The 24,533-nt window shown below is 67.0% G+C and carries 28 protein-coding genes; 16 read left to right on the top strand and 12 right to left on the bottom strand.

What is annotated here, in order from left to right; translation table 11 throughout:
* Positions 1-51: 51 nt before the first annotated feature.
* Both metG and G568_RS0113665 read right to left on the bottom strand, forming a co-directional pair.
* Entirely contained in the window at positions 52-1,776 is a 1,725-nt protein-coding gene (metG, locus tag G568_RS0113670) for a methionine--tRNA ligase (protein ID WP_026758570.1), read from the bottom strand.
* Between the two features lie 281 nt (positions 1,777-2,057).
* Positions 2,058-3,281: an MFS transporter gene (locus G568_RS0113665; RefSeq protein ID WP_026758569.1), complete on the bottom strand. Its 1,224-nt coding sequence runs from the start codon at positions 3,279-3,281 to the stop codon at positions 2,058-2,060.
* 222 nt (positions 3,282-3,503) lie between these two features.
* Between G568_RS0113665 and G568_RS0113660 the strand changes: the two genes are divergently transcribed.
* From G568_RS0113660 to bcoG, 3 genes are all read left to right on the top strand, one after another.
* Positions 3,504-3,929 carry a DsrE family protein gene (locus G568_RS0113660; protein WP_026758568.1) on the top strand — a complete coding sequence of 142 codons (426 nt, stop codon included), beginning with the start codon at positions 3,504-3,506 and terminating at the stop codon, positions 3,927-3,929.
* Between the two features lie 92 nt (positions 3,930-4,021).
* The gene (locus G568_RS0113655) at positions 4,022-5,068 is read left to right on the top strand and encodes an aldo/keto reductase (protein ID WP_026758567.1); all 1,047 of its coding nucleotides are present in this window, start codon (positions 4,022-4,024) and stop codon (positions 5,066-5,068) included.
* A 19-nt stretch (positions 5,069-5,087) separates the two neighbouring features.
* Positions 5,088-5,996, top strand: coding sequence for a 3-dehydrocarnitine:acetyl-CoA trimethylamine transferase BcoG (gene bcoG, locus G568_RS0113650; protein ID WP_026758566.1), 909 nt, complete (start codon positions 5,088-5,090; stop codon positions 5,994-5,996).
* Positions 5,997-6,047: 51 nt separating this feature from the next.
* Here the strand turns inward: bcoG and G568_RS0113645 are convergent, their stop codons facing one another.
* Complete coding sequence (locus tag G568_RS0113645) at positions 6,048-6,515, bottom strand: DUF1203 domain-containing protein (RefSeq protein WP_026758565.1); 468 nt, start codon at positions 6,513-6,515, stop codon at positions 6,048-6,050.
* A gap of 94 nt (positions 6,516-6,609) precedes the next feature.
* Between G568_RS0113645 and G568_RS0113640 the strand changes: the two genes are divergently transcribed.
* On the top strand, positions 6,610-8,097 hold the full coding sequence (locus tag G568_RS0113640; RefSeq protein ID WP_026758564.1) for a carnitine 3-dehydrogenase: 1,488 nt from the start codon (positions 6,610-6,612) through the stop codon (positions 8,095-8,097).
* Here G568_RS0113640 and G568_RS0113635 read toward each other — a convergent pair whose 3' ends face one another.
* Entirely contained in the window at positions 8,098-8,958 is an 861-nt protein-coding gene (locus G568_RS0113635) for a helix-turn-helix domain-containing protein (protein ID WP_026758563.1), read from the bottom strand.
* A 108-nt stretch (positions 8,959-9,066) separates the two neighbouring features.
* Between G568_RS0113635 and G568_RS0113630 the strand changes: the two genes are divergently transcribed.
* Genes G568_RS0113630 through G568_RS0113620 form a run of 3 tightly spaced genes read left to right on the top strand, consistent with a single transcriptional unit; the run spans position 9,067 to position 11,089 of the window.
* Complete coding sequence (locus tag G568_RS0113630; protein ID WP_026758562.1) at positions 9,067-9,273, top strand: DUF2061 domain-containing protein; 207 nt, start codon at positions 9,067-9,069, stop codon at positions 9,271-9,273.
* Positions 9,266-10,174 (top strand): fatty acid desaturase, encoded by a 909-nt coding sequence (locus tag G568_RS0113625; RefSeq protein WP_026758561.1) that lies wholly within the window; start codon positions 9,266-9,268, stop codon positions 10,172-10,174. Before G568_RS0113630 ends, G568_RS0113625 begins: the two co-directional genes overlap by 8 nt.
* Before the next feature lie 21 nt (positions 10,175-10,195).
* Positions 10,196-11,089, top strand: coding sequence for a DMT family transporter (locus tag G568_RS0113620; protein WP_037374172.1), 894 nt, complete (start codon positions 10,196-10,198; stop codon positions 11,087-11,089).
* 10 nt (positions 11,090-11,099) lie between these two features.
* Here the strand turns inward: G568_RS0113620 and G568_RS0113615 are convergent, their stop codons facing one another.
* Complete coding sequence (locus tag G568_RS0113615; protein ID WP_026758559.1) at positions 11,100-11,795, bottom strand: NUDIX hydrolase; 696 nt, start codon at positions 11,793-11,795, stop codon at positions 11,100-11,102.
* Between the two features lie 22 nt (positions 11,796-11,817).
* The gene (locus tag G568_RS0113610) at positions 11,818-12,207 is read right to left on the bottom strand and encodes a DUF983 domain-containing protein (protein ID WP_026758558.1); all 390 of its coding nucleotides are present in this window, start codon (positions 12,205-12,207) and stop codon (positions 11,818-11,820) included.
* A gap of 250 nt (positions 12,208-12,457) precedes the next feature.
* On the opposite strand from G568_RS0113610, the gene G568_RS0113605 reads away from it, so the two are divergent.
* From G568_RS0113605 to G568_RS0113590, 4 genes are all read left to right on the top strand, one after another.
* On the top strand, positions 12,458-12,982 hold the full coding sequence (locus G568_RS0113605) for an EF-hand domain-containing protein (protein ID WP_084627406.1): 525 nt from the start codon (positions 12,458-12,460) through the stop codon (positions 12,980-12,982).
* Positions 12,983-13,079: 97 nt separating this feature from the next.
* Complete coding sequence (locus G568_RS0113600; RefSeq protein ID WP_026758556.1) at positions 13,080-13,667, top strand: RNA polymerase sigma factor; 588 nt, start codon at positions 13,080-13,082, stop codon at positions 13,665-13,667.
* Positions 13,660-14,061, top strand: coding sequence for a hypothetical protein (locus tag G568_RS18860; protein ID WP_051203003.1), 402 nt, complete (start codon positions 13,660-13,662; stop codon positions 14,059-14,061). The genes G568_RS0113600 and G568_RS18860 overlap by 8 nt, the downstream gene beginning before the upstream one ends.
* A complete protein-coding gene (locus G568_RS0113590) occupies positions 14,054-14,566 on the top strand; it encodes a periplasmic heavy metal sensor (RefSeq protein WP_026758555.1) in 513 nt (170 codons plus the stop codon). The genes G568_RS18860 and G568_RS0113590 overlap by 8 nt, the downstream gene beginning before the upstream one ends.
* A 28-nt stretch (positions 14,567-14,594) precedes the next feature.
* Here G568_RS0113590 and G568_RS0113585 read toward each other — a convergent pair whose 3' ends face one another.
* On the bottom strand, positions 14,595-15,977 hold the full coding sequence (locus G568_RS0113585) for a diguanylate cyclase (RefSeq protein WP_026758554.1): 1,383 nt from the start codon (positions 15,975-15,977) through the stop codon (positions 14,595-14,597).
* Between the two features lie 90 nt (positions 15,978-16,067).
* Between G568_RS0113585 and G568_RS0113580 the strand changes: the two genes are divergently transcribed.
* Positions 16,068-16,352, top strand: a complete 285-nt coding sequence (locus G568_RS0113580; RefSeq protein ID WP_026758553.1) for a DUF3572 domain-containing protein — start codon at positions 16,068-16,070, stop codon at positions 16,350-16,352.
* 15 nt (positions 16,353-16,367) lie between these two features.
* On the opposite strand, the gene G568_RS0113575 is transcribed toward G568_RS0113580, so the two are convergent.
* Complete coding sequence (locus tag G568_RS0113575; protein ID WP_026758552.1) at positions 16,368-16,823, bottom strand: MarR family winged helix-turn-helix transcriptional regulator; 456 nt, start codon at positions 16,821-16,823, stop codon at positions 16,368-16,370.
* Between the two features lie 114 nt (positions 16,824-16,937).
* On the opposite strand from G568_RS0113575, the gene G568_RS0113570 reads away from it, so the two are divergent.
* On the top strand, positions 16,938-17,627 hold the full coding sequence (locus G568_RS0113570; protein WP_026758551.1) for an HAD family hydrolase: 690 nt from the start codon (positions 16,938-16,940) through the stop codon (positions 17,625-17,627).
* A 365-nt stretch (positions 17,628-17,992) separates the two neighbouring features.
* On the opposite strand, the gene G568_RS0113565 is transcribed toward G568_RS0113570, so the two are convergent.
* The 3 genes from G568_RS0113565 to G568_RS0113555 form a co-directional block, all read right to left on the bottom strand.
* Positions 17,993-18,199, bottom strand: coding sequence for a cold-shock protein (locus tag G568_RS0113565; protein WP_026758550.1), 207 nt, complete (start codon positions 18,197-18,199; stop codon positions 17,993-17,995).
* 522 nt (positions 18,200-18,721) lie between these two features.
* On the bottom strand, positions 18,722-19,168 hold the full coding sequence (locus tag G568_RS0113560; protein ID WP_026758549.1) for a DMT family transporter: 447 nt from the start codon (positions 19,166-19,168) through the stop codon (positions 18,722-18,724).
* 26 nt (positions 19,169-19,194) lie between these two features.
* Positions 19,195-19,617 (bottom strand): PaaI family thioesterase, encoded by a 423-nt coding sequence (locus G568_RS0113555; protein ID WP_026758548.1) that lies wholly within the window; start codon positions 19,615-19,617, stop codon positions 19,195-19,197.
* Between the two features lie 168 nt (positions 19,618-19,785).
* Between G568_RS0113555 and G568_RS0113550 the strand changes: the two genes are divergently transcribed.
* Entirely contained in the window at positions 19,786-20,226 is a 441-nt protein-coding gene (locus tag G568_RS0113550; protein WP_051203001.1) for a c-type cytochrome, read from the top strand.
* A gap of 34 nt (positions 20,227-20,260) precedes the next feature.
* The gene (locus G568_RS0113545; protein WP_037374167.1) at positions 20,261-20,671 is read left to right on the top strand and encodes a c-type cytochrome; all 411 of its coding nucleotides are present in this window, start codon (positions 20,261-20,263) and stop codon (positions 20,669-20,671) included.
* Here the strand turns inward: G568_RS0113545 and G568_RS18855 are convergent.
* Positions 20,607-21,806, bottom strand: coding sequence for an alpha-hydroxy acid oxidase (locus G568_RS18855; protein ID WP_051203000.1), 1,200 nt, complete (start codon positions 21,804-21,806; stop codon positions 20,607-20,609). The two genes, G568_RS0113545 and G568_RS18855, sit on opposite strands and share 65 nt — an antisense overlap.
* Before the next feature lie 341 nt (positions 21,807-22,147).
* Here G568_RS18855 and G568_RS0113535 point away from each other — a divergent pair, with 341 nt between their 5' ends.
* The gene (locus G568_RS0113535; protein WP_026758545.1) at positions 22,148-24,493 is read left to right on the top strand and encodes an ATP-dependent helicase; all 2,346 of its coding nucleotides are present in this window, start codon (positions 22,148-22,150) and stop codon (positions 24,491-24,493) included.
* Positions 24,494-24,533: the final 40 nt, after the last annotated feature.

The following is a 24,533-nucleotide window of genomic DNA, read 5'->3' as shown; positions in this document are numbered from 1 at the left end:
TGCGGCCAATTCACCCCGGGATATTTTTGGCCAGAAGAAGCCGGGGCGCGTTTAGTCCTCGCGTTTTCCGGCGAAGCGCTCTTGCCAGCCGGCGCGGGCGTCGTCGGTGATCTTGGCGAACAGAACGTCGGGCACCTCAAAGGCGTGGCCGGCGGGCAGGGCGCGCAGGGCGTCTTCGACGTTGTCGGGCCAGCCGGCATCCGTGGCCTTCATCGAGGATAGCATCCGGGACGAGGCGCCGGGGATGAAGGGGGCGGACAGCACCGCGTAGAGGCGGATGAGGTTGAGAGCCAGGCGGATCTGCATCGCGGCGCGATCGGGGTCTTGCTTGAAGGTGGCCCAGGGTGCCGCCTCTTGCAGGTACTCGTTGCCGGCGACCCAGATGGCGCGCAGCTCGGTCGCGGATTTGCGGATGTCCATCGCCTCCATGTGGCGCTCGTAGCTGCGAATGCGGGTGGCGAGCGTGTCGATGAGCGCCGCCTCTTCTGGGCCTTGCGCGCCGCCTTCGGGGACCGCCTCGCCGAACTTGGAGCGGCAGAACTTGGTGACGCGGGAGATGAAATTGCCCAGCACATCGGCCAGGTCCTTGTTCACGTTCATCTGGAAGTTCTCCCAGGTGAATTCGGCGTCGGACCCTTCGGGGGCGTGGGACAGCAGCCACCAGCGCCAGTAGTCGGCGGGCAGGATATCGAGCGCCTGATCCATGAACACGCCGCGCCCCTGGCTGGTGGAGAACTGACCGCCGTCATAGTTGAGGTAGTTGAACGACTTGATGTAATCGACCAGCTTCCACGGCTCGCCCGAGCCCATCAGCGTGGCGGGAAACGACAGCGTGTGGAAAGGCACGTTGTCCTTGCCCATGAACTGCGTATAGCGGACGTCGTCGGCGCCCTTGTCGGTGTGCCACCATCGCTGCCACGCGGCATCGTCGAGGCCGTTCGCCTCGGCCCATTCGGCGGCGCAGGCGATGTATTCGATCGGCGCGTCGAACCAGACGTAGAACACCTTGCCTTCCATGCCGGGCCAGTCGCTGCCGTCCTCGTGGCGTACGGGAATGCCCCAATCCAGGTCGCGGGTGATGCCGCGATCGCGCAGGCCGTCGCCATCGTTCAGCCATTTCTTGGCGATCGAGGTGGTCAGGATCGGCCAGTCGGTTTTGGAGTCAATCCAGTCCTCAAGCGTTTGGCGCATTTGGCTTTGGCGCAGGTAGAGGTGCTTGGTCTCGCGCACCTCGAGGTCGGTGCTGCCGGAAATGGCGCTGCGCGGGTCGATCAGGTCGGTCGGATCAAGCTGCTTGGTGCAGTTTTCGCACTGATCGCCGCGGGCCTTCTCGTAGCCGCAATTGGGGCAGGTGCCCTCGATATAGCGGTCGGGCAGGAAGCGGCCATCGGCGTTGGAATAGACCTGCCGTTCGGTCACTTCCTCGATCAGGCCGTTGCGATAGAGGGTTTCGGCGAAGTGCTGCGTCAGGCGGTGATTTTGCGGGCTGGAGGAGCGGCCGAAATAATCGAAGCTCAGGCCGAAGCCGCGCGCGATCTCGGCCTGGACGGCGTGCATTTCGGTGCAGTAGTCGGCGACCGGCTTACCGGCCTTGGCTGCGGCCAGCTCGGCAGGCGTGCCGTGTTCGTCGGTGGAGCACAGGAACAGCACCTCGTGCCCGCGCCCGCGCATGTAGCGCGCGAACAGGTCGGCGGGGAGCTGGCTCCCCACCAGGTTGCCCAGATGCTTGATCCCGTTGATGTAGGGAATCGCCGATGTGATCAGATGCCGTGCCATGTGCCCTTGCCCTTCGATCCGGTTTGGCCCCCTTTAGACCATGCCGGGCGGCGGTTCCAGCGTAAGAACGCGTCGTGGGCGGGTTGCTGGTGTTTGCCACGTGGCTCAGGTTTCCCAATGGCGGCCTTGCCTGCCACGCACAGGGAGCGTGAATGGCCTTGAGCTGTCATTGGGCGACCGGTTGAGGAGCCGCGCAGCGCCTTGAAACCGCGCATTGGTGCAAGGCTTCAACGACAGCAACAGGTCACAATTGCTCCCCACAACCGGAAGGTGGGCGGGTGCTATTGGTCGTCGCGGGTTTGTCCGGTCAGCCGCCCGATCAGGAACGAGGTGCGCGGCGACCAGATATAGCGCGTGCGCTTGTCCGCCGGGCCGCGCACGCGCATGCGCAAGATACCGAACACCACGAGGACGGCATGCCCAACTGCGATCATCACGAACATGGCGGGCGGGCCGAACGCGGCGATCAGCCATGACGCCATCAGCGGCGCCGCGATGGCCCCGATCGCGAAGAAGAACATCAGTGCGGCGGACAGTTCGACCCGTTCCGAGGTCTCGGCGTAGTCATGCGCATGCGCCGCCGCGACCGAGTAGATGGGGAATGTCGTGAGCCCGAACAGCCCCGCCGTCAGCAGGATCTGCACGGTGCTCAGATCATGGGTCAGCGCGGTCAGGGTGCAACTGCCGATTGCGGCCACCGACAGCCAGATGAGGACAAGCCGGCGATCATAGCGATCCGCCAGCCACCCCACCGGGATCTGCGCCAGCGCCCCGCCGGCGACGAATGCGGCCAGGAAATAGGCAATCTGGTCGGCGGCAAGGCCCACGCCCTGACCATAGAGCGGGCCAACCATGCGGAACGATGCGCTGGACAACGCCGCCACGATCACCGCCGCCCCCGCCAGCGGCGAGCGCGTGATCGCCAGCATAGGGCGCAGGCGCGGGGTTTGGGGCGTTTCGGGCTGCTCGGTGCGGGTCAGGGTGACGGGCAGAAGCGCCGCGCAACACAGCAGCGCCAGCAGGTTGTAGGACACGTAGGAGGCCGGCTCGAGCACGGAGATCAGCATTTGCGCGACCAGTGACGCGCCCATGTCCACCACGCGGTAGCTGCCCATCGTGCGCCCGCGCGTGGCATTGGTGACGCGTGATTGCAGCCATGCCTCGATCACCGTGTAGCAGCCGGCCACGCACAGCCCCGAGGCGACGCGCATCGCGGTCCAAGCCCACGGGTCGATCACCAGCATGTGCGAAATCAGGCCGATCGCCCCCGCCGAGGTGAAGGCGGCAAAGGCGCGGCTGTGCCCGATCGAGCCCATAAGCCGCGGCGCCCACCAGCAGCCGATGAAGAACCCCACGTAATGGGCCGAGCCCAGAAGGCCGATCTCGGCGGTTGTGAAGTCCAGCACGACGCCGGACAGCGCATCGAGCGGCCCCACGCCCCCGGTGGAAAGCTGTAGCAAGATGACGGACAGGAACAGGGCGGCGAAAGAGATGATCAGGCGCATAGTGCGGCTACCATCGCATGACGGGCACCGATTACCACCCCGGATGCGACAGTTGCGGCGTCGTTTTTTCCGCGCGGCGGGGAAATGCGAAATGGCGCGCACGAAAATGATTTCGTGAATATGAATGGCCGGGAAACTGTGGCAAGCTGTCGCAGGAGCCCTGTCGCGGGAGGCGGCAGGGGGAGGGCGCAAAAGCGCCGAAAAACAGGGAGGAAAAGCACTATGTTCAGATTCGCAGCAATCCTGGCCGTGATCGTGTCGTTGGGGGGGCTGATGGGCCCCGCGCAGGCGGGCGAGAAACACAAGGTGGTCTACCACGTCTCGGAAATCGACAAGGTCGGGTTCGCACTGGGCAATATCGCCAACCACATCAAGGGCGTTGGCGGCCCCGAGAATGTCGAGATCGTGCTGGTCGCGCATGGCCCCGCGCTCAAGTCGTTCCACGAGATGCAGGCCAGCGCGCAGGTGATGTCGCGCGTCGAGGCGTTGCAGGAGGACGGCGTGCGCTTCGAGGCGTGCGGCAACACCATGAATGCGCAGGCGGTGTCGCTGAGCGATCTGCTGTCGGATTTCGTGCGCCGCGACGAGGGCGGCGTCGTGCGCATCGCGCAACTGCAATCCGAAGGGTATCTGTATATCCGGCCCTAAGCGGGGCTGGCGCACCATACCGCGCGGAAGGCCCCTTGCCATTCGGCAGGGGGCCTTTCATCTTGCGCGTGCGAACAACACGGAGATTGGCGATGAAATCCAACCCCCTTGGCCGGACTGGCCTGTCGGTCAGCGAATTGTGCCTGGGCACGATGACATGGGGCACGCAAACCCCCGAGCGCGATGCCCATGCACAGATGGACATGGCGCTGGAGCGCGGGATTGACTTCGTCGATACGGCGGAAATGTACCCAGTGAACCCGGTGGCGGCGGAAACCATTGGCCGCACCGAGGAGGTGATCGGCACCTGGAACGCCGCCAACCCGGGGCGGCGGGGCGATTATGTGCTGGCCACCAAGCATTCGGGCGAGGGGATGATGCACGCCCGGGGCGGAGCGCCGATCACCTCGGCCACGATCCCGCAGGCGATCGAGGGATCGCTCAGGCGCCTGCAAACAGATTGCATAGATCTGTACCAGTTCCACTGGCCCAATCGCGGGTCTTACATGTTTCGGCAGAACTGGAGCTATGACCCGTCGGGGCAGGACCGTGCAGATACGATCGCCCATATGGAGGACACGCTGGAGGCGCTGCAAAGGCAGGTGGACAAGGGCAACATCCGCCACTTTGGCCTGTCGAACGAGACCGCCTGGGGCACGACGATGTGGGCGACATTGGCGCATGCGCGGGGCTGGCCAAGGGTGGCGTCGATCCAGAACGAATATTCGCTGCTGTGCCGCATGTTCGATACCGACCTGGCCGAGGTGGCGGTGAACGAGGACGTTGGCCTGTTGGCGTTTTCGCCGCTGGCGGCGGGGTTGCTCACGGGCAAGTACCAGGATGGCGCGGTGCCTGACGGATCGCGCATGACGTTCAACGAGACACTGGGCGGGCGCAAGACCGCGCGCGCCTTTCATGCGGTTGCGGCCTACCTTGAGCTGGCGCGTGATCACGGGCTGGACCCGGTGCAAATGGCGCTGGCGTGGGCGGCGGGGCGGCCCTTCATGACCTCGGTCATTTTCGGGGCAACGAAGCTGTCGCAGCTTGATCATGCGCTTGGCGCGGCGGACCTGGTGCTATCGCCCGTGGTGCTTGAGGAAATCGACGCGCTGCACCGGGCGCATCCCATGCCTTATTGATCCAGACAGGAGGCGCGCCATGCCACTGACCATGACCCGGGACGTGTTCGTCACCTGCGCCGTGACCGGATCGGGGGGCACGCAGGACCGTAGCCCGCACGTGCCATGCAGCCCCGCGCAGATCGCCGAGAGCGCGATCGAGGCGGCGAAGGCCGGCGCGGCGGTGGTGCATTGCCACGTGCGCGACCCGGACACCGGCGCGCCGGCGCGAGATGTGGCGCTTTACCGCGAGGTGACAGAGCGTATCCGCGCGGCGGAGGTGGACGTGGTTTTGAACCTGACGGCGGGGATGGGCGGGGACATGGTGTTTTCCGGCCCTGATGCGCCGCTGCCACTGGCCCAGGGGACGGACATGATCGGCGCCGAGGCGCGGTTGGCGCATGTTGTTGATTGCCTTCCGGAAATTTGCACGTTGGATTGTGGCACGATGAACTTTGCCGAGGCCGATTACGTGATGACCAACACCCCCGGCATGTTGCAGGAGATGGGCCGCCGCATCACCGCGCTTGGCGTTGTGCCCGAGATCGAGGCCTTCGATACCGGGCAACTGTGGCATGCGCGGCAACTGGTGGCCGACGGGGTGCTGGAGGCGCCTGCGCTGGTGCAGCTTTGCATGGGGGTGCCGTGGGGGGCGCCCAACGATCTGAACACCTTCATGGCGATGGTGAACAACGTGCCAACCGATTGGCATTTCAGCGCTTTTTCACTGGGTCGCGACCAGATGGCCTATGTCGCCGCCAGCGTTCTGGCGGGGGGACATGTGCGCGTCGGGCTTGAGGATAACCTGTACCTGGACAAGGGCGTTCTGGCGACCAACGCGCAACTGGTGGAGCGCGCGGTTGGCATTATTGAGCGGATGGGCGCCCGCGTCATCGGCCCCGAGGACGTGCGCAAGAAGCTGGGCCTGACCAAGCGGGCACCGGTGTGAAAGGCGTGCGGTATCACGTCGGTAACGCGTCGGTATTGCGTCGGTATGAAATCACCCCCGCAGGACGCGGCATTGGAAGCAGTTGTTCGTGGCGCTGCGTATATCCACGAACGCGATTTGCGGGTTCTTCAGAAGGTCGCGCGCATGGGCGGGGATGTCCGGGGTCGGCACGATCTGGCCGGTTCCGTAGAGGATGCGCTCATCCTCGGTATAGCCGCGCAGGATATAGGACGGCGCGCGCAGCATGGCGGGCACCTGCGATGACGGTTTCGCCGCGTGGCACTCATCCGCGCACAGAAAGATCGGGCCGGTTTCAGCATAGGGATTGGTCGAGCGAAACGGGCGCCATGCGAGGATCAGGTAATCGTGCCCTTCCGGCGTGTTGCCGAGGCAATGGCGGCACGGGTATGCGCCACCTTGTGCGCGGTGCACCTCGACCGGGTTGCCATAGGCATCCAGACGGTCCTTGCGGATGCGGGCGACCTGCGCGGTGGGAAGGCCGATGAACTGAATCTCCATCCTTTGTCTCCTGTCATTCGGGATGAATTGGGATGGGCCGAAATTGACACCCGGGGGCGCGGTCCGGCGACCCGAAAGATGCGGAAACGACCACATGACGCAAAAGACAGCAGCGATTATCGGCGGCGGCGTGATCGGCGGCGGGTGGGCCGCGCGGTTCTTGCTTAATGGTTGGGACGTGCGCGTGTTCGATCCGGACCCGGAGGCCGAGCGCAAGCTGTCCGAGGTTTTGGAAAACGCCCGCCTTGCCCTGCCGGGGCTGGGGCGCGTGGCGCTGCCGCCCGAGGGGCGATTGACGTGGCACGCGACGATCCCCGAGGCCGTCGACGGGGCCGAGTGGATACAGGAAAGCGTGCCCGAGCGCCTCGCGCTCAAGCGCAAGGTGTACCAGGCGGTGCAGGCCCATTGCGACGCGGGTGCGGTGATCGGCTCGTCCACGTCGGGGTTCCGCCCGTCACAGTTGCAGGGTTGCGCCACGCGGCCCGAACAGATCGTCGTGACGCACCCGTTCAACCCGGTCTACCTTCTACCGCTGGTCGAGCTGGTGGCCAGCCCGCAAAACCCGGCGGACATGGTCGCGCGGGCGGCGGAGACCCTGCGCGGGCTGGGCATGCATCCGCTGCAACCGCGCGACGAGATCGACGCGCATATCGCTGATCGCCTGCTTGAGGCGGTGTGGCGCGAGGCGCTGTGGCTGGTGCGCGACGGCGTTGCCACCACGGAAGAGATCGACGATGCGATTCGGCTTGGCTTTGGGCTGAGATGGGCGCAGATGGGTTTGTTCGAGACCTACCGCATCGCGGGGGGCGAGGCAGGGATGAAGCATTTCATCGCGCAGTTCGGTCCGGCGCTCAAATGGCCATGGACGCGGCTGATGGATGTGCCCGAGATGACAGAGGAACTGGCCGAGATGATCGCGGCGCAATCGGATGCGCAATCGGGGCACATGTGCTTGCGCGCGCTGGAGCAGCAGCGCGACGTGAACCTGTCGGGCATGATCCGGATGCTGGCCGATCAGGGGTGGGGCGCGGGCGCGGTCCAAAACGCGCACGACGCCGCGCGCGCGGCAGATGCAGGGTTGGTGCGGCGGCTGGAGGATGTGGCGGACCTGTCGCGCCCGATCCTGACGGTGAACCGGGCGGTGCCGCCCGATTGGCTTGATTTCAACGGTCACATGACCGAGGCGCGCTATCTTGAGGCGTTCGGCCATGCGACCGACCGGATGATGGAGCTGATTGGGTGCGACCGGGGCTATGTCGCGGCGGGGCATAGCTTTTTCACCGCTGAAAGCCATCTGTGCCACGTGTCCGAGGCGCGCCTTGGCACGCCGATCACGGTGACAAGCCGGGTGTTGATGGCGGGGCCGCGCAAGATGCATCTGTGGCACGAGATGAAGTCAGACGAGCGCCTTTTGGCGACGGGAGAGCACATGTTGATCCATGTCGCGCTTGATACGCGGCAGGCGTGTGAGGTGCCGCCTGCGATGCAGGGGGCGCTGTCGCGGATCGCGGCGGCGCAGGCCGATCTGCCGGCGCCCGGGCGGGGCGGGCGCGCGGTGGGGCACGCGCCGCAGCCGGGGTGATCAGGCGATCGTGGCGCGCAGGGCCTGCAAGTGATCGCTTAGCCCGCGCGCGGTGATCGATGCCTCGCGCACCAGCCCGTCGAAATGGGCGGTAAAGGCTTGCACCCGTTCGCTATCGCGGAAGGCGACGTAGTTGCGCCCGACATAGAGCACCGCCAAGAGCGGCCCGAAGATCGTCACCGGCGAGGAGAACACCCGCCGCGCATCAAAGAGGTAGACACGCAGGCGTGGATAGAACTGCTCGTGCAGCTCGAGAAAGCGGTCGATCTGCTCAAGCCGCAAGTCGCGCGACAGCCCGGCGTAGTAGCCCGTTGCGCTGACGAAGCCTTCCATCTCGTGCAGGGGCAGGGCGATCTCGTAATCCGAGGACGAGCCGCGCATCCATGTCAGGCGGTCCTGGCTGGCGCCGACGGCCTGGCTGGCGGTGCGGCCAAGGTGGGGCGAGTATTCCCATTCCAGCATGGATTGCGTCTTGAGCATGTCGGGCAGGGCGGCGGGGACGTGCCGGATCTTGTAGCCGGCCGCCTCCTTGTGCCAATCGAAGATCTGCTGATCGACAAGGGCGCGCGGTGCCTCGGTCAGTTTGAGCGTGCTGGCCAGCATGTCCGCCGCGCTTTCGGGTCTGTCCGACAGCGACAGCAGCCAATCGGCCGAGACGCCGAGGGCGGCGGCGCATTCGCCCACCACCTGCGCATTGGGCAGGCGCGCTCCGGTTCCCTTGAGGAGCTGCGATATGGTCGAGCGATCCACGCCGATCACGCGGGCGAGGTGGCTTTGGCTGGTGCCCTTGTCGCGCATCGCGGTGGCGAGGCGTTGGCGGAATTGCGAGGCACGCAAACGTTTGTCGATAATTTCTCTCATATGGTGATAAATATCACGTTTGCAGAGAATTGTTAATCATTTTCAGAATTCACGCGCGGTGCAGGTCGGGGGTATCGTTTCCGTGACCCAAAGCAAATTGGAGGTGTCATGGAAACGCGAGCGCGTACGCTTGTGAAAGCCCTTGTATGGAACGCCATCGGTTTGATCACGATGGGCCTCGTGGGGCTCATTCTGACCGGATCGGCGGCTGTCGGGGGGGCCATGGCGGTGGTCAACACCGGCGTCGGGCTAACCATGTACGTGATCTACGAGCGGGTCTGGACGCGGATTGACTGGGGACGCTGGCATGGCTGATCCCCGGCGCACGCCCAGGGGGATCGAATGGCCCACATTGGGCCTATTGGTGCTGTGCTATGGCTTGTGGGCGCTGGCCACGACGTGGGTGGCGGCGTGGTTCCTGCCGATCGGTATCGCGCTCACGATGGTGGCGGTGGCGCTGCATTCCTCGCTTAGCCACGAGGTGATCCACGGGCACCCGTTCGGGTCACAGCGGTTGAACGCGGCGCTGGTGTTTCCCGCGCTGACGCTGTTCGTGCCGTACCTGCGGTTTCGCGACACGCACCTGGCGCATCATGTCGATGCGATCCTGACGGACCCCTATGATGACCCCGAAAGCAACTACCTTGACCCCGAGGTGTGGGCCGGGCTGCGCCGGCCCATGCAGGCGGTACTGGCGGTCAACAACACGCTGGCGGGTCGGTTGCTGCTGGGGCCGCTGGTGGGGCAGGTCGCGTTCATGGCGTCGGACTGGCGGGCGATCCGCGCGGGCGACCGGCGGGTGCTGGCGGGATGGCTGTGGCATATTCCGGCGCTGCTGCCGGTGCTGTGGTGGCTGTGGGCAGTGGCGCAGATGCCGGTCTGGGCCTATGTCCTGGGCGCTTATGGGGGCTTGTCGATCCTGAAGATCCGCACCTTCCTTGAGCACCAGGCGCATGAGCGCGCGCGCGGCCGCACCGTGATCATCGAGGATCGCGGGCCGCTGGCGCTGATTTTTCTCAACAACAACCTGCACGTGGTCCACCACATGCATCCGCGAGTGCCGTGGTATCGTTTGCCCGCGCTCTATTTCGGGAACCGGGCGCGCTACCTGTCGCGCAACGAGGGGTACGCCTATCGGTCCTACGGCGAGGTGTTCCGGCGCTATTTCTGGCGGTCCAAGGACCCGGTGCCGCATCCGCTCTGGCGCAGGCGCTGATTTGGCGCGATAAGCGCGCCCATGGCTTGGATTTTCCTATCTATCGCGGCTGCCGCGTTCCAGACGCTGCGCTTTGTCCTGCAAAAGCGGTTGAGCATGGGGGCGCTGTCGGCGGGCGGCGCGACGTTTGCGCGGTTCGTCTACTCGGCGCCCTTTGTGGCGGGGCTGGCGGTGCTGGCGCTTGGCGGCGCGGCGATGCCAGCGCTGGGGCCGGGGTTCTGGGCCTATGCGCTGATCGGGGGCGGCGCGCAGATCGGGGCGACGTGGTGCGTCGTGGCTCTTTTTGCGCGGCGCAACTTCGCGGTCGGGATCACCCTCAAGAAAACCGAGGTCGTGCAAACCGCCCTCGTGGGGTTGCTGGTGTTGGGCGACCGGGTGTCGGCGCCGGCGGTCGGCGCGATCGTGCTGGGCCTTATCGGGGTGCTGGCCCTGTCGGAGCTGCCATCGGGCACCGGCGGGCGCCTGCGCAAGCTATTGAACCCAAGCGCGGGTCTTGGCCTGTTGTCGGGGGCGCTGTTTGCGGTGTCGGCGGTGTGCTACCGCGGCGCGACCTTGCAGGTGGACAGCGACGACGCGCTGCTGCGCGCGGTGCTGACGCTGGCGGCGGTGACGCTGTCGCAGACGGTTGCGATGTCGGCCTGGCTGATGTGGCGCGAGCCGGGGCAGTTGGCGCGGGTGGCGAGCGCGTGGCGCGGCGCGGTCTGGATCGGGTTGGCGGGGCTGGCGGGCAGCCTGTGCTGGTTCACCGCGTTCACGCTACAAAACGCCGCGCTGGTCTTTGCCGTGGGGCAGGTCGAAGTGATCTTTTCGCTTATCGCCTCAATGCTGATATTCCGCGAACGGGTGACACCGCGCGAGGCGGTCGGCATCGCCCTTTTGACCGGCAGCATCGTCGCGCTGGTTTGGCTGGGCTAAGGCGCGGGGATCAGTCGGTGGGGCGATAGCCCTTGAGGCGCAAGAACAGGCTTTCTTCGTCGTCGTTGCGAAAGAACGGCACGTTTTCGGGCGGGCGCGGGTCATGGGCGCGCGCGGCGACCTCGGCCAGGACCACTTCGGTGATGAACGGCAGATCGAACTCGCGCACGCGGGGCAGGGCGATCCATTGCAGGTGCGAAAGCTCATCGCAGGCGGCATCGAAATCATCGAGGTCGCTGGCCACTTCATCGGCGTCCACCAGGAAAAACCGCGCGTCGAACCGGCGCGGACGCCCCGGCGGGGTGATCGCGCGGAACACGAACTGCAGGGGATGTGCGGCGGGCAAATGGCCGGTGGCGGCAAAGCTGCGCCAATCCTCGGGCGGGGGCGCGGACCATTCGCCGGGCGTTCCCAGCACCAGGCCCGTTTCCTCCCACAGCTCGCGGATCGCGGCGCAGGCCAGGGCATGCGCCAGGTCGGGCGCCGATGCCTCGGCCAGGCGATCGCGGCACACCTGCGGCAGGGGCGTGGCCAGCGGCACGTCGGTGTCGCCCGCATCCACCGCGCCGCCGGGAAAGACGAACTTGTTGGGCATGAACGCGGCGCCCGCGCCGCGCTGCCCCATCAGGACATGCGGATCGCGCATCCGGTCGCGCAGGACGATCACCGTGGCGGCGTTGCGGATGGCGCTTTTGTCAGGTGTCATCGGGGCCTCTGCGATACCGGGCTCATGCGGAATTTGCGAACCCGTGCATGCGCTTGGCCCATTGCAACCCGATCATCGCCCCTTTCAGTCGCGGCAAAAGGTAAAGCGACAGCGCAACCGTGCCAATAGCGAAGATGGTAAAGAGGACCATCGGCTCGGGGCGCCACGCCTCGAACACGATCAGCAGGAGCGGCGCCATCAGGTGTCCCACGATCAGGATCGTAAGGTACGCGGGGCCATCATCTGCGCGTTGATGGTGCAGTTCCTCGCGGCACACGGGGCAGGTGTCGCGCACGCTCAGGTATCCGCTTAGAAGGGGGCCATTGCCGCAGTTGGGGCATTTACGGCGCCAGCCGTTCCACATCGCGGGTTTGACGGCACGCGTTTGCGCATCGTGCTGTTGATCGGTCATGTCGGGGCCTCTTAACATGTGCAGGGCCACGTTATCGGCCAAATCAGCCCCGAGAGAAACCCCCCTGCGCTGTCTTGCGTCGTGATGTCGCGAGGCGCGGCGGGCGCGGGGCCGATCACGGATGCGTGAGCGTGTGGCACGGCGTGCGACGGAAACCCCGGCCTGCCGCGTTTAACCCTTCACAAGCCACCGATCAGGGGCTTGGGTCCGCGCCGCGGGCCGGACGATGAAATTACAGGAGATAACGCAGATGACACGCGCACTGACACTGACCGCGATTGCCGCACTGGCCCTTGGTGGCACCGCCGTTTGGGCCGCCGGGCAAGGGTATGGCACGATGAAGGGGGCACACGCGCCGATGATGCAGTTCGACGAGATCGACGCGAACGGCGATGGCAGCGTCACCCGCGACGAGATCACCGCCGGCATCAAGGCGCGCTTTGCCAAGGCCGACACCGACGGCGACGGCACCCTGAGCGCCGAGGAAGTGACCGCGCAGATGGCCGAGCGGATGCAGGCCCGCATGCAGGCCCGCGCGGAACGCATGATCACGGCGCGCGACGCCGATGGCGACGGCGTCTTGTCGGCGGACGAGATGGGGCCGCCCACCCCCGAGGGGCGGATGATGGCCCGGTTCGACACTGACGGCGACGGGGCCATTTCCAAGGAAGAGTTCGACAGCGCCCCGATGTCGCGCGGCGGCTATGGTGGCAAGGGTCACCACGGCATGGGCAGCAAGACGGGCGGCGGCATGTGGAGCGGCTGCGACCGGTGACGCCCCTTGCCCCCGGCCGAGCCGCAAACGCGCGCGGGCCGGGGGCGCACGCAGCACGATTGCCAGCCCCGCGGCGAAAGGATACGGCAAAAGGACGATGGATATGCCCTTTGATGCCCTTGGCGAGGTGTCCGATGATGCCCTGCTGATCCTGTTTGCCGGCGGTGATGCCGACGCGGCGCGCGTGCTGACGCAGCGGCTTACGCCGGTGGTGTACGGCCATGCGCTGCGCCTTCTGGGCGGGGACCGGGCCGAGGCGGAGGATGTCGCGCAGGAGGCGATGCTGCGCCTGTGGCGCATCGCACCCGAGTGGCGGCAGGGCGAGGCGCGGGTGACGACGTGGCTATACCGCGTGGTGGCGAACCTATGCATGGACCGGCAGCGCAAGGCGCGGGCGGTGGCCCTGGACGACGTGGCCGAGCCGCCGGATGAGGCGCCCGGTGCGTTGAGCGGGATCGAGGACCGCCAGCGGGTGGCGGCATTGCACGCGGCGCTGGCGGCCTTGCCGGATCGGCAGCGGCAGGCGGTGGTGCTGCGTCATATCGAGGGTCTGGGCAATCCCGAGATTGCCGGGATCATGGACATCAGCACCGAGGCGGTCGAAAGTCTAACCGCCCGGGGCAAGAGAGCGCTAAGCGCGGCCTTGGCCGGCAGGCGCGCGGAATTGGGGTTTGGCGATGACTGAACATGACGACGACAAGACCGGGCTGGAGGCCTATTTCGAGGCGGCCCGCAAGCAATCGCCGGCCCCATCGGACGCGTTGATGGCGCGCGTGCTTGACGATGCCCGCGCCGCGCAGGAGCAGGGCGCAGCGGCCGCTGCCGCGCAGCCGCGCCGGGCGCGGGGCCGGCTCACATGGGCGCGCGCATTGGCGGCGATTGGCGGCTGGCCCGCGGGCGCGAGCCTGGCGGCGGCGACGCTGGCGGGGGTGTGGCTGGGCGCGTACCCGCCTGCCGCGCTCGGCACATTCGGCGCCGAGGTTCTGGGCGGTGGGAAACAGGCCTATGTGGTGGATCTGATGCCGGATTTCGCGCTCGACGAGGGATTGGTGGACGAGGAAGGATTGAACGATGTCTGACGCCGAGAATGGCCCAAAGCGGGGCGCGCCGCGCTGGATGAAAGCCGCGCTGGTGGTGTCGCTTGCCGTGAACCTGGCGGTGGCGGGCATGGTGGCGGGCGCGGTGCTGCGCCACGGTCCATGGGGGGGCGCGCGCCCGCACTCAATGGCTACTGAGCGCCCCGGCAGCGCCTATGTGCGCGCCCTGAGCCGCGAGGACCGGCGCGCGATCTGGCGGGCCATGCACGCCGAGCGAAAGCCCGAGACGCGCGCCCGGCGTGCAGAGCGGATGCGCGCGGATTTCGATGCGATGCTGCGCGCCCTGCGGGCCAAGCCCTATGATCCGCAACAGGTGCAAGAGATCATGACGCGCCAGATGCAGGCCGGGCTTGCGCGGCAAAAGCTGGGCCAGCGGTTCATGCAGGACCGCCTTGCCCGGATGACCCCGCAGGAGCGCGCGGCCTATGCCGACCGCCTGCAAGAGGTGCTGTCGATCGAAAACGGCGGCGCGGCGGCGCGGCGTTGATCGGCGATGCCTGCCCCGCCCGGTAATGTCACGCGGCGGTCTGGCTGAGCGTGACCTGGTTGCGGCCGCAGGCCTTGGCGCCGTAAAGCGCGCGATCGGCCTGTTCCAACAGCGCCTCGACCGGCGTTCCCGGGGCGGTGCGGGGGCCAACGGCCACGCCGACGGACATGGTGACCGGCAATGCCACGCCGGTGCCGGGGGCGGCGAAGGGCCGCGTTCCAACCACGCGGCACAGGCGGCTTGCGGTTGCCTGCGCCTGCTGTTTGTCGGTGTCCGGCATCGCGATCAGGAACTCCTCGCCGCCGATCCGGGCCACCAGGTCATTCGGCCTGACATTGTCGCGCAGGCGCTGCGCCACTTCCATCAAAACCGCATCGCCGGCGGCGTGGCCATGCCTGTCATTGATCGTTTTGAAATGGTCCAGATCGGCCACCATGACGGCGAAGCCGCGCCCGCTGCTGACGGCGATGTCGGCCATCCGGCCTAGGTGCGGCATCGCGTAGCGGCGGTTGTAAAGGCCCGTCAGCGGATCGGTCAGCGCCGCGCGCAGGCCGCTTTCAACGCTTTGGCGCACCCTGTCCGCCATGTTCTTTCGCGCGATCAGCCTGTCCAACCGCAGGATCATCTCCTGCCGGTCGGCGTCTTCATCGATCAGATCGTTCGCCCCCAGGTCCAGCGCGTCGGCGCCGCATTGCGGATTTGACCCTTCCACCGCCGCAAGGATCGCCGCGTGGCGCGTGCCCGGCAGGGACCGCAGCCCGGCCAGCAGGCGCAACCCCTTGGTGGGCGCGCGCGCATCTATCGTCACCACGCAGACATCCGGCGCGGGGCCGTCGTCAACCGAACTCCAGAAGCTTGCGCCCGTGTGACAGCATGCCTTTGCGCGCCAGCGTTTGGGAAGGCCGCTTCGCACCGCCTCTGCCTTGCTGAAGCTCGACGAGATAAAGGCAATTCGCGCAGCCAGCGCATAGGGGCGCGCGGCGTCGGCAAAACACAGGGCCCGGGTGGTTTCGTCGCGCAGATACTGCTCTTCCGTGGTATCGCGACTGCGCATCAGGCCGCGCAACCGCGCCTGCAACATCACATCGTCGATGGGAAGCGCCAGAACATCCACCGCGCCCGCTTGCAGGGCGGCAATACGCAGGGCCGCATCCATCCGCCGCGCGGTCATCAGGATCGGCAAGCGGCGCCCCAGTGTGCGCGCCGCGATCTTGCTGCATAGCTCCAGCCCGGTCATGTCGGGCAGGTGGCTGGCGACGAAGACGAGGTCGGGCTGATGGGTTTTCAGATACGTCAACGCCTGCTGACCGCTTTGCACCTGGGTGACTTGATAGAATGCCGCGGCCAGCTTGACCCGCAGGATGATCCTGTTGGTTGCTATGTCGTCCACGATCAGAACATTCCCGGGCATTTTGCGCGGACTCCGTTTCGGTCACTGCGATCTTGTGCCTCCCAATTTTCATGCGATAGGTTAAGAATTCCTTTCTGAAATAGGTAAAATATGACGCTTTCTGTGGAACAGGCCGAAATCTTTGCGCTTGAAGCGCTTGGCTGGCTGCTGGGGAACGAGGAATTGCTGCCGGTTTTCATGGGCTCGACGGGGGTCGGGGCAGATGAATTGCGCGGCAACGCGGGCGACCCGGCGTTCCTGGCGTCGGTGCTGGATTTCCTGATGCTTGACGATGCCTGGGTGGTGGGGTTTTGCGACAGTGTCGGGGCGCCATATGACCGGCCCATGGCCGCGCGGATGGCGTTGCCGGGCGGGGCGCAGGTGAACTGGACCTGAGTGTGAATTGGCGCTCTAGAGGGTTTTGAGGACGACATCCTCGGCGCGCTGCAATTTGCATAGAAGGCGCATCAATTCGGCCTCTTCGCCCTCGGCCAGGGCGGAGGAGAGCTTGCGGGCGTTTTCGCGGGCGTAGGGCGTGGCCTTGGCGATCCGGTCGCGGCCGAGATCCGTCAGCTCGACCCGGCGGGTGCGCCGGTCGTCGGTGCCCGATTTGCGGGCGAGGAGGCCCTGCGCCTCCATCTGCCGGAGCGCGCGCGAGGTTGCGGTGCGGTCCACGCCGACGAAACTGGCGATATCCGAGGGCTGGCACAGCCCCTCGTTGCCGACGGCCAGCAGGATACACCAACTGGTTCGGGTCAAGCCCAGCGTTCTGAGCTGCTCATCAAGCCGGCGCTCTTGCAGGCGGGCGGCGAGCGAGAGGTGATAGCCGAGTGAGGCGTGTAGCCGATATGGACCCGTGGTTGTCATGACCATACGCCACAGGATTGCGCGGGCAAAGTCAACTGAAAGTCGCTTGCAAAGGGGCTGTCGCCACGTCAGTTTGCTGGCTTCGGGAAATGGGTGCGGATGGAGTGGCAGGCGATGAAAGTGGATGGAGTTCTGTTTGACAAGGATGGCACCTTGTTCGATTTCCGGGCCACCTGGGATGTCTGGGTCGCGGACGTGATCGAGACGCTGTCGGGTGGCGATGCGGCGCTGGCGGGTGCGATCGCGGGGGCGGCGCGGTATGATCTGGAGACGCGGCGGTTCGATCCCGAAAGCCCGATTATCGCCGGCACCAACCGGGAGGCGGCGGAGCTGCTGTGCTCCGTCCTTCCGGGGCGGAATGTGGACGAGGTCGAGCAGTACCTGATGATCACCGCGGCGCGCGCGCCGCTGGCGCCGGCGGTGCCCTTGGCGCCGTTTCTGAGCGGGCTGACGGGGCGGGGCCTGCGGTTGGGCGTGATGACGAACGATACCGAGTTTGGCGCCCATGCCCATTTGGAAAGCGCGGGCGTGGCGGCGCATTTCGAGTTTATCGCCGGCTTCGATAGCGGCCACGGGGCCAAGCCGGAGCCGGGGCCGCTGCTGGCTTTCGCGGCGGCCACGGGGCTGCGGCCGGGGCGGGTGGTGATGGTGGGGGACAGCCCCCACGATTTGATCGCCGGGCGGGCGGCGGGGATGCAGACGGTGGGGGTTCTGACCGGCCCCGCGGGCCATGAGGACCTGACGCCGTGGGCCGATATGGTGCTGCCCGATATCGGGCATCTGAGTGCGTGGGTTGAGGTTTAGGCGGGGAGCCTGCGCCCGAATAGCGCCCGCCGGGCGCCGGGCGAGCGGTCATGCCAGAGGCATGCTTTCAGCATGACCCGTTCCGGCGGGCTGGCGCTTTGGCGGCCGGGCGCTGCCGTGGATAGGGTGGAGGTGTGCGGCCGGTATAAAGTGCCTCGCTCAGTCGTTGCGGCGCCCCCCCCACGGGCAGGCGCGCGCCCGGCTTCGGGCTGTGGTCCGCGCGCGAATAGCGCCGAAGGCGCCGCGCGATCGCCGCCCCAGGGGGCGGGTCGGCGATCGCGCGGCTTGCCACGGCCCACCGCCCGCAAACGAAAAACGCGGCCCCACTTGGGGGCCGCGTTCAAACTCTCGAAGCTTCGAAAAGCTTATGCCAGCGCGAGGTTGACTGCCGACTCGCGGCCGTCACGGCCTGCTTCGACGTCGAACGTCACTTTCTGGTCGTCTGCGAGGCCGGTCAGGCCCGAACGCTCGACTGCCGAGATGTGCACGAACACATCTTTGCCGCCGCTTTCCGGTGCGATGAAGCCGAAGCCTTTGGTCGAGTTGAACCACTTTACGGTGCCATTGGCCATATCCGTAATCTCCTGTTTTGATCGCTGCCCGCGGTAGTGCGGCAGCCCGGCGTTGTTGGTCTAGCTCGAGAGACTGAACGCCGAAGATCGGGAGACAGTGGTCGAAAAAGAATAACGTTAGCCCACGTTACATGGGAGGTTCCGGTGCATCTTGCAAGGGTAAACTTCGATAGGGTTACGTTTTTTTCCGGTTGGGGTGGGGGCGGGCCCGGTGTTCTGGCATTTGAAATGGGCGCTATTGAGGCTGGGCACACCGTCAGGGTCGCGCCCGGCCCCGAGGGTGGGCTCGGCTGTGCGGAGATGTCCCGCCCGGCGGCACCGCCGGGTAGCGCCTGCCTGCCCCCCGGCAGGCGCTTTCAACGTGGTAACCTGTTGAAACGTATCGGTTTACGCGATGGTATCGCCTTTGGCACCGGGGCGCATTAGCGCCTACCCAGGCAGGCGCTGCCCTCTTTTCGCACCACGAGCGGGGCCATGCAGAGGCCTATTGGGCAAGGAGGCCACAGCGCAGCGCCCGCGACATCACACCTTCTGGGTCAGGAACACACCCGCCGCCATCAGCGCGATACCGCCTGCGCGGCTGAGGGTCAGGGCGCTGGGCTGTGCGCCGAAGAGGCCGTAATGGTCGATCAGCGCGGCGCTGAGGAGCTGCCCCAGCAGCACGAAGAACACCGCGTTGCCGACCCCGAAATGCGGCGCGACAAAGGTGATCGACAGCACGTAAAAGGCCACCAACAGCCCGGCCAGGAACAAATGCCGCGGCGCGCCCGCCGCGCGGGCCAGGGCCTGCGGCCCCGAGGTGGCGAACAGCACCACGATGGTGGCGCCAAGGGCCACGACGAACAGGATCGCGGCGGCGGCGGCCGGTGCGGCCATGCGGGTGCCAAGGGCTGCGTTGAGGGCGGCCAGAACGGGAATGCCGATACCGGCGGCCAGCATTGTCAGGGCATAGATCGTGGTGGCGGGCATCGCGGGGGTCCTTTCTATGGGATCGGTCAGGAGGATTGCGGCGGCACAAAGAAGGTGGCGGTTGCCGAGGCGATCAGCTTGTCATCGGGCAGGGCGTGCATGTCGGCTTGCGCGAACAGCATCGCCTTGCCTGCGCGGCGCACGCGCGCGGTGCAGCGCACGCGCGTGCCGCTGCCGGGGCGCAGGAACTGCGTGTCGAGGTTGGTCGTGGCCACCGGGCGGGGCTGCCCGTAATGGCCGGCGCTGGCGATGACCATGGCGGTGTCGGCCATGGTGGCCAGCGATTGACCGCAGACAATCCCGCCGATGCGCGCGATGTCGTCGGTGATCGGCATCGACAGTATCGCCTCGTCCTGGCCGATCTCGTCCACGGTGAGGTTTAGCGCCTGCACCCATGGGGCAAAGGCGTGAGCCAGGAATTCCTGTGCGGCGGCGGTGTCAAAGCTCATTGAGGGGGTCTCCTTGGCTAGTGTCGCAGGCCAACATGGCGCGGCGCGCGCGGCTTGTCACCCGTCTTGATGCGGGGTGCGCGCGCCTGGCGTCTGATCGGGATCAAGGCGCGGGGCGGCGGGCTCTGGCATGGTGGGAGGAGTGCAGCAGCAGCAGGAGGGCCGATCATGACATGGCAAATATCCAAGGCAGGCCGGGCGGCGGCGATCGCGTTGGCGGCGCTTGCGGGCGGCGCAGGCGTGGGCGCGGCCGACAGCGTGGAGCCGCCGGGCGACGCGGGTGAGGGGCGCGAACTTTACCTCGAGTTTTGCGCGACGTGCCACGGGATCGAGGCCAAGGGCGGCGGCCCGATGGCGACGGTTCTGGTGTTGCAGCCCACCGATCTGACGGCGCTGTCGGCGGGCGGGGAGGGGCGGTTTCCCCGTGCCCGTGTGGTGCAGCGCATCGACGGGCGCGATCCGCTGGTCAGCCACGGCAGCCCGATGCCGGTTTACGGCGGGTTTTTCGAGGGCCAGGACATCGCCCTGCGCACCGATAGCGGGCAGCCGATCATGACCAGCAAGCCGATCGCCGATCTTGTATCCTACCTGGAAACGCTGCAGGATTAGGGCAAACGGGGCAAGGCAGCGCGAGGAGCATATCATGCGGATTTGGACGATGAGCGCCGTGGCGGCAGGGGTTATCGCGGCCTGCGCCGCCCCCGAGATGCCGCTGCCGCCCGAGGGGGCGGCGCTTTATGCAAAGAATTGCGCGCTGTGCCACGGGCCGGCGGGGCGCGGGGACGGGCCGATGGCGGCGGGGCTGTCGCCCGCGCCGGCCGACCTGACGCGGATAGCGGCGCGTGCGGGTGGCGAATTCCCGCGGGCCGATGTCCTGTCCACGATCGACGGCTATACGCGGATGGACATGGACCAGGCGCAGGATATGCCCGAGTTTGGCCTGCTGTTGCGCGGGGAAACCGTGCCGGTGGACGTGGGCGACGGGCAGTTCACGCCGGTTCCGCGTCCGCTGGCGGCGCTGCTGGTTTACCTGGAGAGCATCCAGGAGGGGTAAGCGCCGGCGCCAGGCGGCCGGGAAGATCGGCCAGGCTGCGCGCGCCAAGCTGTCCCATGTTGGCGTGCAGATCGCGGGTGAGCAGATCGGCCAGATGCGCCGGCCCCGCCGCGCCCAGCGCGCCCAGCGCGTAGTGCCATGCGCGCCCCAGCATCACGAAATCGGCCCCCAGCGCGAGCGCGCGCAGGATGTCCAAACCGCCCTCGATGCCGCTATCGAAGATCAGCGGCAGGCGCGTCGCAGAGCAGATCGCGGGCAGGGCCTCGATGCTGGCGGGGGCGGCGTCGAACTGCCGGCCTGCGTGGTTGCTGACCCACAGCGCATCGACGCCCGCCGCCTCAAGCGCGGGCACGTCGCGCGGATCGAGCACCCCCTTGACGATCAGCGGCCCATCCCACGCCGCGCGCAGGGCATGCAGGTATTCCATGTCCGGCGAGGTGCGCAGCAGGTAGCCCGCGTGTTCGGTCGAGCCGAGGCCGGTGACGGCACCGGCGTAGTCGTCGATCAGCCGCATCCGCGGCATGCCCAGCCGCGCCGTGCCCAGCGCCCAGGCCGGGCAGCGCGCCACCTGTGCCATCAGGCGCGGCGTCAGGCGCGGCGGGCTGGTCAGGCCCGAGCGGGTCTGGCGTTCGCGGCGGCTGGCCACCGGGACATCGGCGGTCAGTACCAGCGCGGAGAACCCCGCATCGCGCGCCCGCGCCAGCATGTCGGCGCGAATGTCCGCATCGCGCGGCGGATACATCTGGAACCAGCCGTTGCCATCGAGGTCCGGCGCGACATCCTCGGGGCGGCGGCTGGCGACGGTAGACAGGCCGTAGGGCAGCCCCGCGGCGGTGGCGGCGCGGGCCAGCAGCCGTTCGGCATCGGGCCAGAAGAGGCCGGACATGCCCACCGGGCTAATCCCGAAGGGCAGGGCGTAGTCGCGACCCAGAAGGCGCGTGCGCAGATCGGCGGTGAACTCGCCATGCAGGATCGAGGGCATCAGCAACACCTCGTCCAGCATGCGGCGGTTGCGGGTTTGCGTGGCCTCGGTTCCGGTCGCGCTATCGAGGTATTCGAAGGCGAACCACGGGATGCGTCGGCGCGCGCGGGCCTTGAGGTCGGCGATGGCGGGATATCGTTGATGCAGGTCCATGCGGCACAATGGGGCGCGCCGGTGAGAAATGGCAAGAGCGAGGCGCCCGGCTTGGGGCGCGCGCGCGCCCGAATAGCGCCCGCAGGGCGCCGGCGAGTGGTCATGCCAGAGGCATGCTTTCAGCATGACCCGTCCCGGCGGGCTGGCGCTTTGGCGGCCGGGCGCTGCCGTGGATAGGTTGGAGGTATGTGGTGGGATGAAGTGCCCAGCACAGTCGTTGCAGCGCCATCCCACGGGCAGGCGCTTGCCCGGCTTGCACTCCGCCCCGGGCCATATTTTTCGCGCGAACGCATGGGGAACACGCCTTTCGCCCTCCGCCGTTTCGCGCTAGTGTTCCGGGCATGAGTGATTTCGACGAACAGGACGCCTTTGAGGGCGCATCATTGTCGGCACGGGCGATGGCCGCGCGTCCGGCGCCGTACCTGGAGGGCCTCAACCCCGCGCAGCGCGCGGCGGTCGAGGCGTTGGATGGCCCGGTTCTGATGCTGGCGGGGGCGGGCACCGGCAAGACCCGCGCCCTGACGGCGCGAATCGCGCATCTGCTGGCCACCGGGCGGGCGCGCGCCGATGAGGTGCTGGCGGTGACCTTCACCAACAAGGCCGCGCGCGAGATGAAAGAGCGTGTCGGCACGTTGATGGGGCGCAGCATCGAGGGGATGCCGTGGCTGGGCACGTTCCACGCGATCTGTGTCAAGCTGCTGCGCCGGCATGCGGAGTTGGCGGGGCTGAAATCCGGGTTCACGATCCTGGACCGCGACGACCAGATCCGCCTGATGAAGCAGGTGATCTCGGCTGCGGGGGTGGATGAGAAACGATGGCCCGCGCGGGCGCTGGCGGCGTTGATCGACGGGTGGAAGAACCGCGCCTGGACGCCCGAGGCGGTGCCGGCGGCGGAAGCGGGGGCGTTCGATGGCAAAGGGCCCGCGCTTTATGCTGCGTATCAGCAGCGGCTGCGCGATCTGAACGCGGTGGATTTCGGAGATCTGCTGCTGCACGTGGTGGGGATCTTGCAGGCGCATCCCGATGTGCTTGAGCAATACCGCCGGCGGTTCAAATACATCCTCGTGGACGAGTACCAGGATACCAACGTGGCGCAATACCTGTGGCTGCGGCTGCTGGCGGGGGGGCATCACAATATCTGTTGCGTGGGCGACGATGATCAGTCGATCTATGGCTGGCGCGGCGCCGAGGTGGGCAACATCCTCAAGTTCGAGAAGGATTTTCCGGGCGCGCATGTGGTGCGGCTTGAGCAGAATTATCGCTCGACGCCGCATATCCTGGCTGCGGCGGGGGCGGTGATCGCCGGCAACGAGGGGCGGCTGGGCAAGACCCTGTGGACCGACGCGCAAGACGGCGAGAAGGTGCGCCTGATCGGCCATTGGGACGGCGAGGAGGAGGCGCGCTGGATCGGGGAAGAGATCGAGGCGATGCAGCGCGGCACCCGTGGCATGCGCCCATTTTCGCTGGACGATATGGCGATTTTGGTGCGCGCCAGCCACCAGATGCGCGCGTTCGAGGATCGGTTCCTGACCATCGGCCTGCCCTACCGGGTGATCGGCGGGCCGCGCTTCTATGAGCGGATGGAGATTCGCGACGCGATGGCCTATTTCCGGCTGGTGGTCAGCCCCTCGGACGACCTGGCGTTCGAGCGGATCGTGAATACGCCCAAGCGGGGGCTGGGCGACAAGGCGCAGCAGAAGATCCAGGTCAGCGCGCGAACGCATGGCGTGCCGCTACTGGAGGGGGCGCGGCGGCTGTTGGCCGAAGGCGGGTTGAGCGGCAAGGGCGCCAAGGAGCTGTCTAAGCTAGTCGATGGCCTGGACCGTTGGGGCCGGATGGCCGGGGCGGGCGATGTCGCGCATGAGGAACTGGCCGGGATCATCCTGGACGAATCGGGTTATACGGGCATGTGGCAGGCCGACAAGACGCCCGAGGCGCCGGGGCGGCTTGAAAATCTCAAGGAACTGGTCAAGGCGCTGGAGGGGTTCGAGAACCTGTCGGGGTTCCTGGAGCATGTCAGCTTGATCATGGATAACGAGAGTGGCGAAGGCGAGCCGAAGGTCAGCATCATGACCTTGCACGCGGCCAAGGGTCTGGAATTTCCCGCCGTGTTCCTGCCGGGATGGGAGGACGGCCTGTTCCCCTCGCAGCGCTCGATGGACGAGACCGGGCTGAAGGGTCTGGAGGAAGAGCGCCGCCTTGCCTATGTCGGCATCACCCGCGCCGAGGAGGTTTGCACCATCTCGTTCGCGGGCAACCGGCGGGTGTTCGGGCAGTGGCAATCGCAGATGCCCTCGCGGTTCGTGGATGAGTTGCCGCCCGAGCATGTCGATGTCCTGACGCCGCCGGGCCTTTATGGCGGGGGCGGCGCGCCCGAGGAGGACGCGGGCAGCGGTCTGCACGATCGCGCGGCGCGGGCGGATGTCTACAACTCGCCCGGCTGGCGCCGCTTGCAAGAGCGCGGCGGCCGCAGGCCCTTGGCGCAGGCGCGTGAGGCGCGCGCGCCGGTGATCGACGCCGCCGCCAGCAGTGCCCACACCGTCGGAGAGCGGGTGTTTCACCAGAAATTCGGTTATGGCGCGGTGACCGGGATCGAGGGTGACAAGCTGGAGATCGCGTTCGAGAAGGCGGGCACCAAGAAGGTGGTGGCGCGGTTCGTGACCGGCGCGGATGACGTGCCGTTCTAGGCGGGGCGATGCCGCTCAGCGCGCATGGGGCGGCGCGTTT

It is taken from the genome of Sediminimonas qiaohouensis DSM 21189, from assembly GCF_000423645.1.
Classification (GTDB): domain Bacteria; phylum Pseudomonadota; class Alphaproteobacteria; order Rhodobacterales; family Rhodobacteraceae; genus Sediminimonas; species Sediminimonas qiaohouensis.
The sequence above is the reverse complement of the archived record's forward strand: the minus strand, read 5'-3'. Positions and strand labels throughout refer to the sequence as shown.

What these genes read in the sequence shown, in the direction of transcription:
- metG (WP_026758570.1), bottom strand. Translation starts at nt 1,776, where the DNA reads ATGGCACGGCATCTGATCACATCGGCGATTCCCTACATCAACGGGATC.
- G568_RS0113665 (WP_026758569.1), bottom strand. Translation starts at nt 3,281, where the DNA reads ATGCGCCTGATCATCTCTTTCGCCGCCCTGTTCCTGTCCGTCATCTTG.
- G568_RS0113660 (WP_026758568.1), top strand. Translation starts at nt 3,504, where the DNA reads ATGTTCAGATTCGCAGCAATCCTGGCCGTGATCGTGTCGTTGGGGGGG.
- G568_RS0113655 (WP_026758567.1), top strand. Translation starts at nt 4,022, where the DNA reads ATGAAATCCAACCCCCTTGGCCGGACTGGCCTGTCGGTCAGCGAATTG.
- bcoG (WP_026758566.1), top strand. Translation starts at nt 5,088, where the DNA reads ATGCCACTGACCATGACCCGGGACGTGTTCGTCACCTGCGCCGTGACC.
- G568_RS0113645 (WP_026758565.1), bottom strand. Translation starts at nt 6,515, where the DNA reads ATGGAGATTCAGTTCATCGGCCTTCCCACCGCGCAGGTCGCCCGCATC.
- G568_RS0113640 (WP_026758564.1), top strand. Translation starts at nt 6,610, where the DNA reads ATGACGCAAAAGACAGCAGCGATTATCGGCGGCGGCGTGATCGGCGGC.
- G568_RS0113635 (WP_026758563.1), bottom strand. Translation starts at nt 8,958, where the DNA reads ATGAGAGAAATTATCGACAAACGTTTGCGTGCCTCGCAATTCCGCCAA.
- G568_RS0113630 (WP_026758562.1), top strand. Translation starts at nt 9,067, where the DNA reads ATGGAAACGCGAGCGCGTACGCTTGTGAAAGCCCTTGTATGGAACGCC.
- G568_RS0113625 (WP_026758561.1), top strand. Translation starts at nt 9,266, where the DNA reads ATGGCTGATCCCCGGCGCACGCCCAGGGGGATCGAATGGCCCACATTG.
- G568_RS0113620 (WP_037374172.1), top strand. Translation starts at nt 10,196, where the DNA reads ATGGCTTGGATTTTCCTATCTATCGCGGCTGCCGCGTTCCAGACGCTG.
- G568_RS0113615 (WP_026758559.1), bottom strand. Translation starts at nt 11,795, where the DNA reads ATGACACCTGACAAAAGCGCCATCCGCAACGCCGCCACGGTGATCGTC.
- G568_RS0113610 (WP_026758558.1), bottom strand. Translation starts at nt 12,207, where the DNA reads ATGACCGATCAACAGCACGATGCGCAAACGCGTGCCGTCAAACCCGCG.
- G568_RS0113605 (WP_084627406.1), top strand. Translation starts at nt 12,458, where the DNA reads ATGACACGCGCACTGACACTGACCGCGATTGCCGCACTGGCCCTTGGT.
- G568_RS0113600 (WP_026758556.1), top strand. Translation starts at nt 13,080, where the DNA reads ATGGATATGCCCTTTGATGCCCTTGGCGAGGTGTCCGATGATGCCCTG.
- G568_RS18860 (WP_051203003.1), top strand. Translation starts at nt 13,660, where the DNA reads ATGACTGAACATGACGACGACAAGACCGGGCTGGAGGCCTATTTCGAG.
- G568_RS0113590 (WP_026758555.1), top strand. Translation starts at nt 14,054, where the DNA reads ATGTCTGACGCCGAGAATGGCCCAAAGCGGGGCGCGCCGCGCTGGATG.
- G568_RS0113585 (WP_026758554.1), bottom strand. Translation starts at nt 15,977, where the DNA reads ATGCCCGGGAATGTTCTGATCGTGGACGACATAGCAACCAACAGGATC.
- G568_RS0113580 (WP_026758553.1), top strand. Translation starts at nt 16,068, where the DNA reads ATGACGCTTTCTGTGGAACAGGCCGAAATCTTTGCGCTTGAAGCGCTT.
- G568_RS0113575 (WP_026758552.1), bottom strand. Translation starts at nt 16,823, where the DNA reads ATGACAACCACGGGTCCATATCGGCTACACGCCTCACTCGGCTATCAC.
- G568_RS0113570 (WP_026758551.1), top strand. Translation starts at nt 16,938, where the DNA reads ATGAAAGTGGATGGAGTTCTGTTTGACAAGGATGGCACCTTGTTCGAT.
- G568_RS0113565 (WP_026758550.1), bottom strand. Translation starts at nt 18,199, where the DNA reads ATGGCCAATGGCACCGTAAAGTGGTTCAACTCGACCAAAGGCTTCGGC.
- G568_RS0113560 (WP_026758549.1), bottom strand. Translation starts at nt 19,168, where the DNA reads ATGCCCGCCACCACGATCTATGCCCTGACAATGCTGGCCGCCGGTATC.
- G568_RS0113555 (WP_026758548.1), bottom strand. Translation starts at nt 19,617, where the DNA reads ATGAGCTTTGACACCGCCGCCGCACAGGAATTCCTGGCTCACGCCTTT.
- G568_RS0113550 (WP_051203001.1), top strand. Translation starts at nt 19,786, where the DNA reads ATGACATGGCAAATATCCAAGGCAGGCCGGGCGGCGGCGATCGCGTTG.
- G568_RS0113545 (WP_037374167.1), top strand. Translation starts at nt 20,261, where the DNA reads ATGCGGATTTGGACGATGAGCGCCGTGGCGGCAGGGGTTATCGCGGCC.
- G568_RS18855 (WP_051203000.1), bottom strand. Translation starts at nt 21,806, where the DNA reads ATGGACCTGCATCAACGATATCCCGCCATCGCCGACCTCAAGGCCCGC.
- G568_RS0113535 (WP_026758545.1), top strand. Translation starts at nt 22,148, where the DNA reads ATGAGTGATTTCGACGAACAGGACGCCTTTGAGGGCGCATCATTGTCG.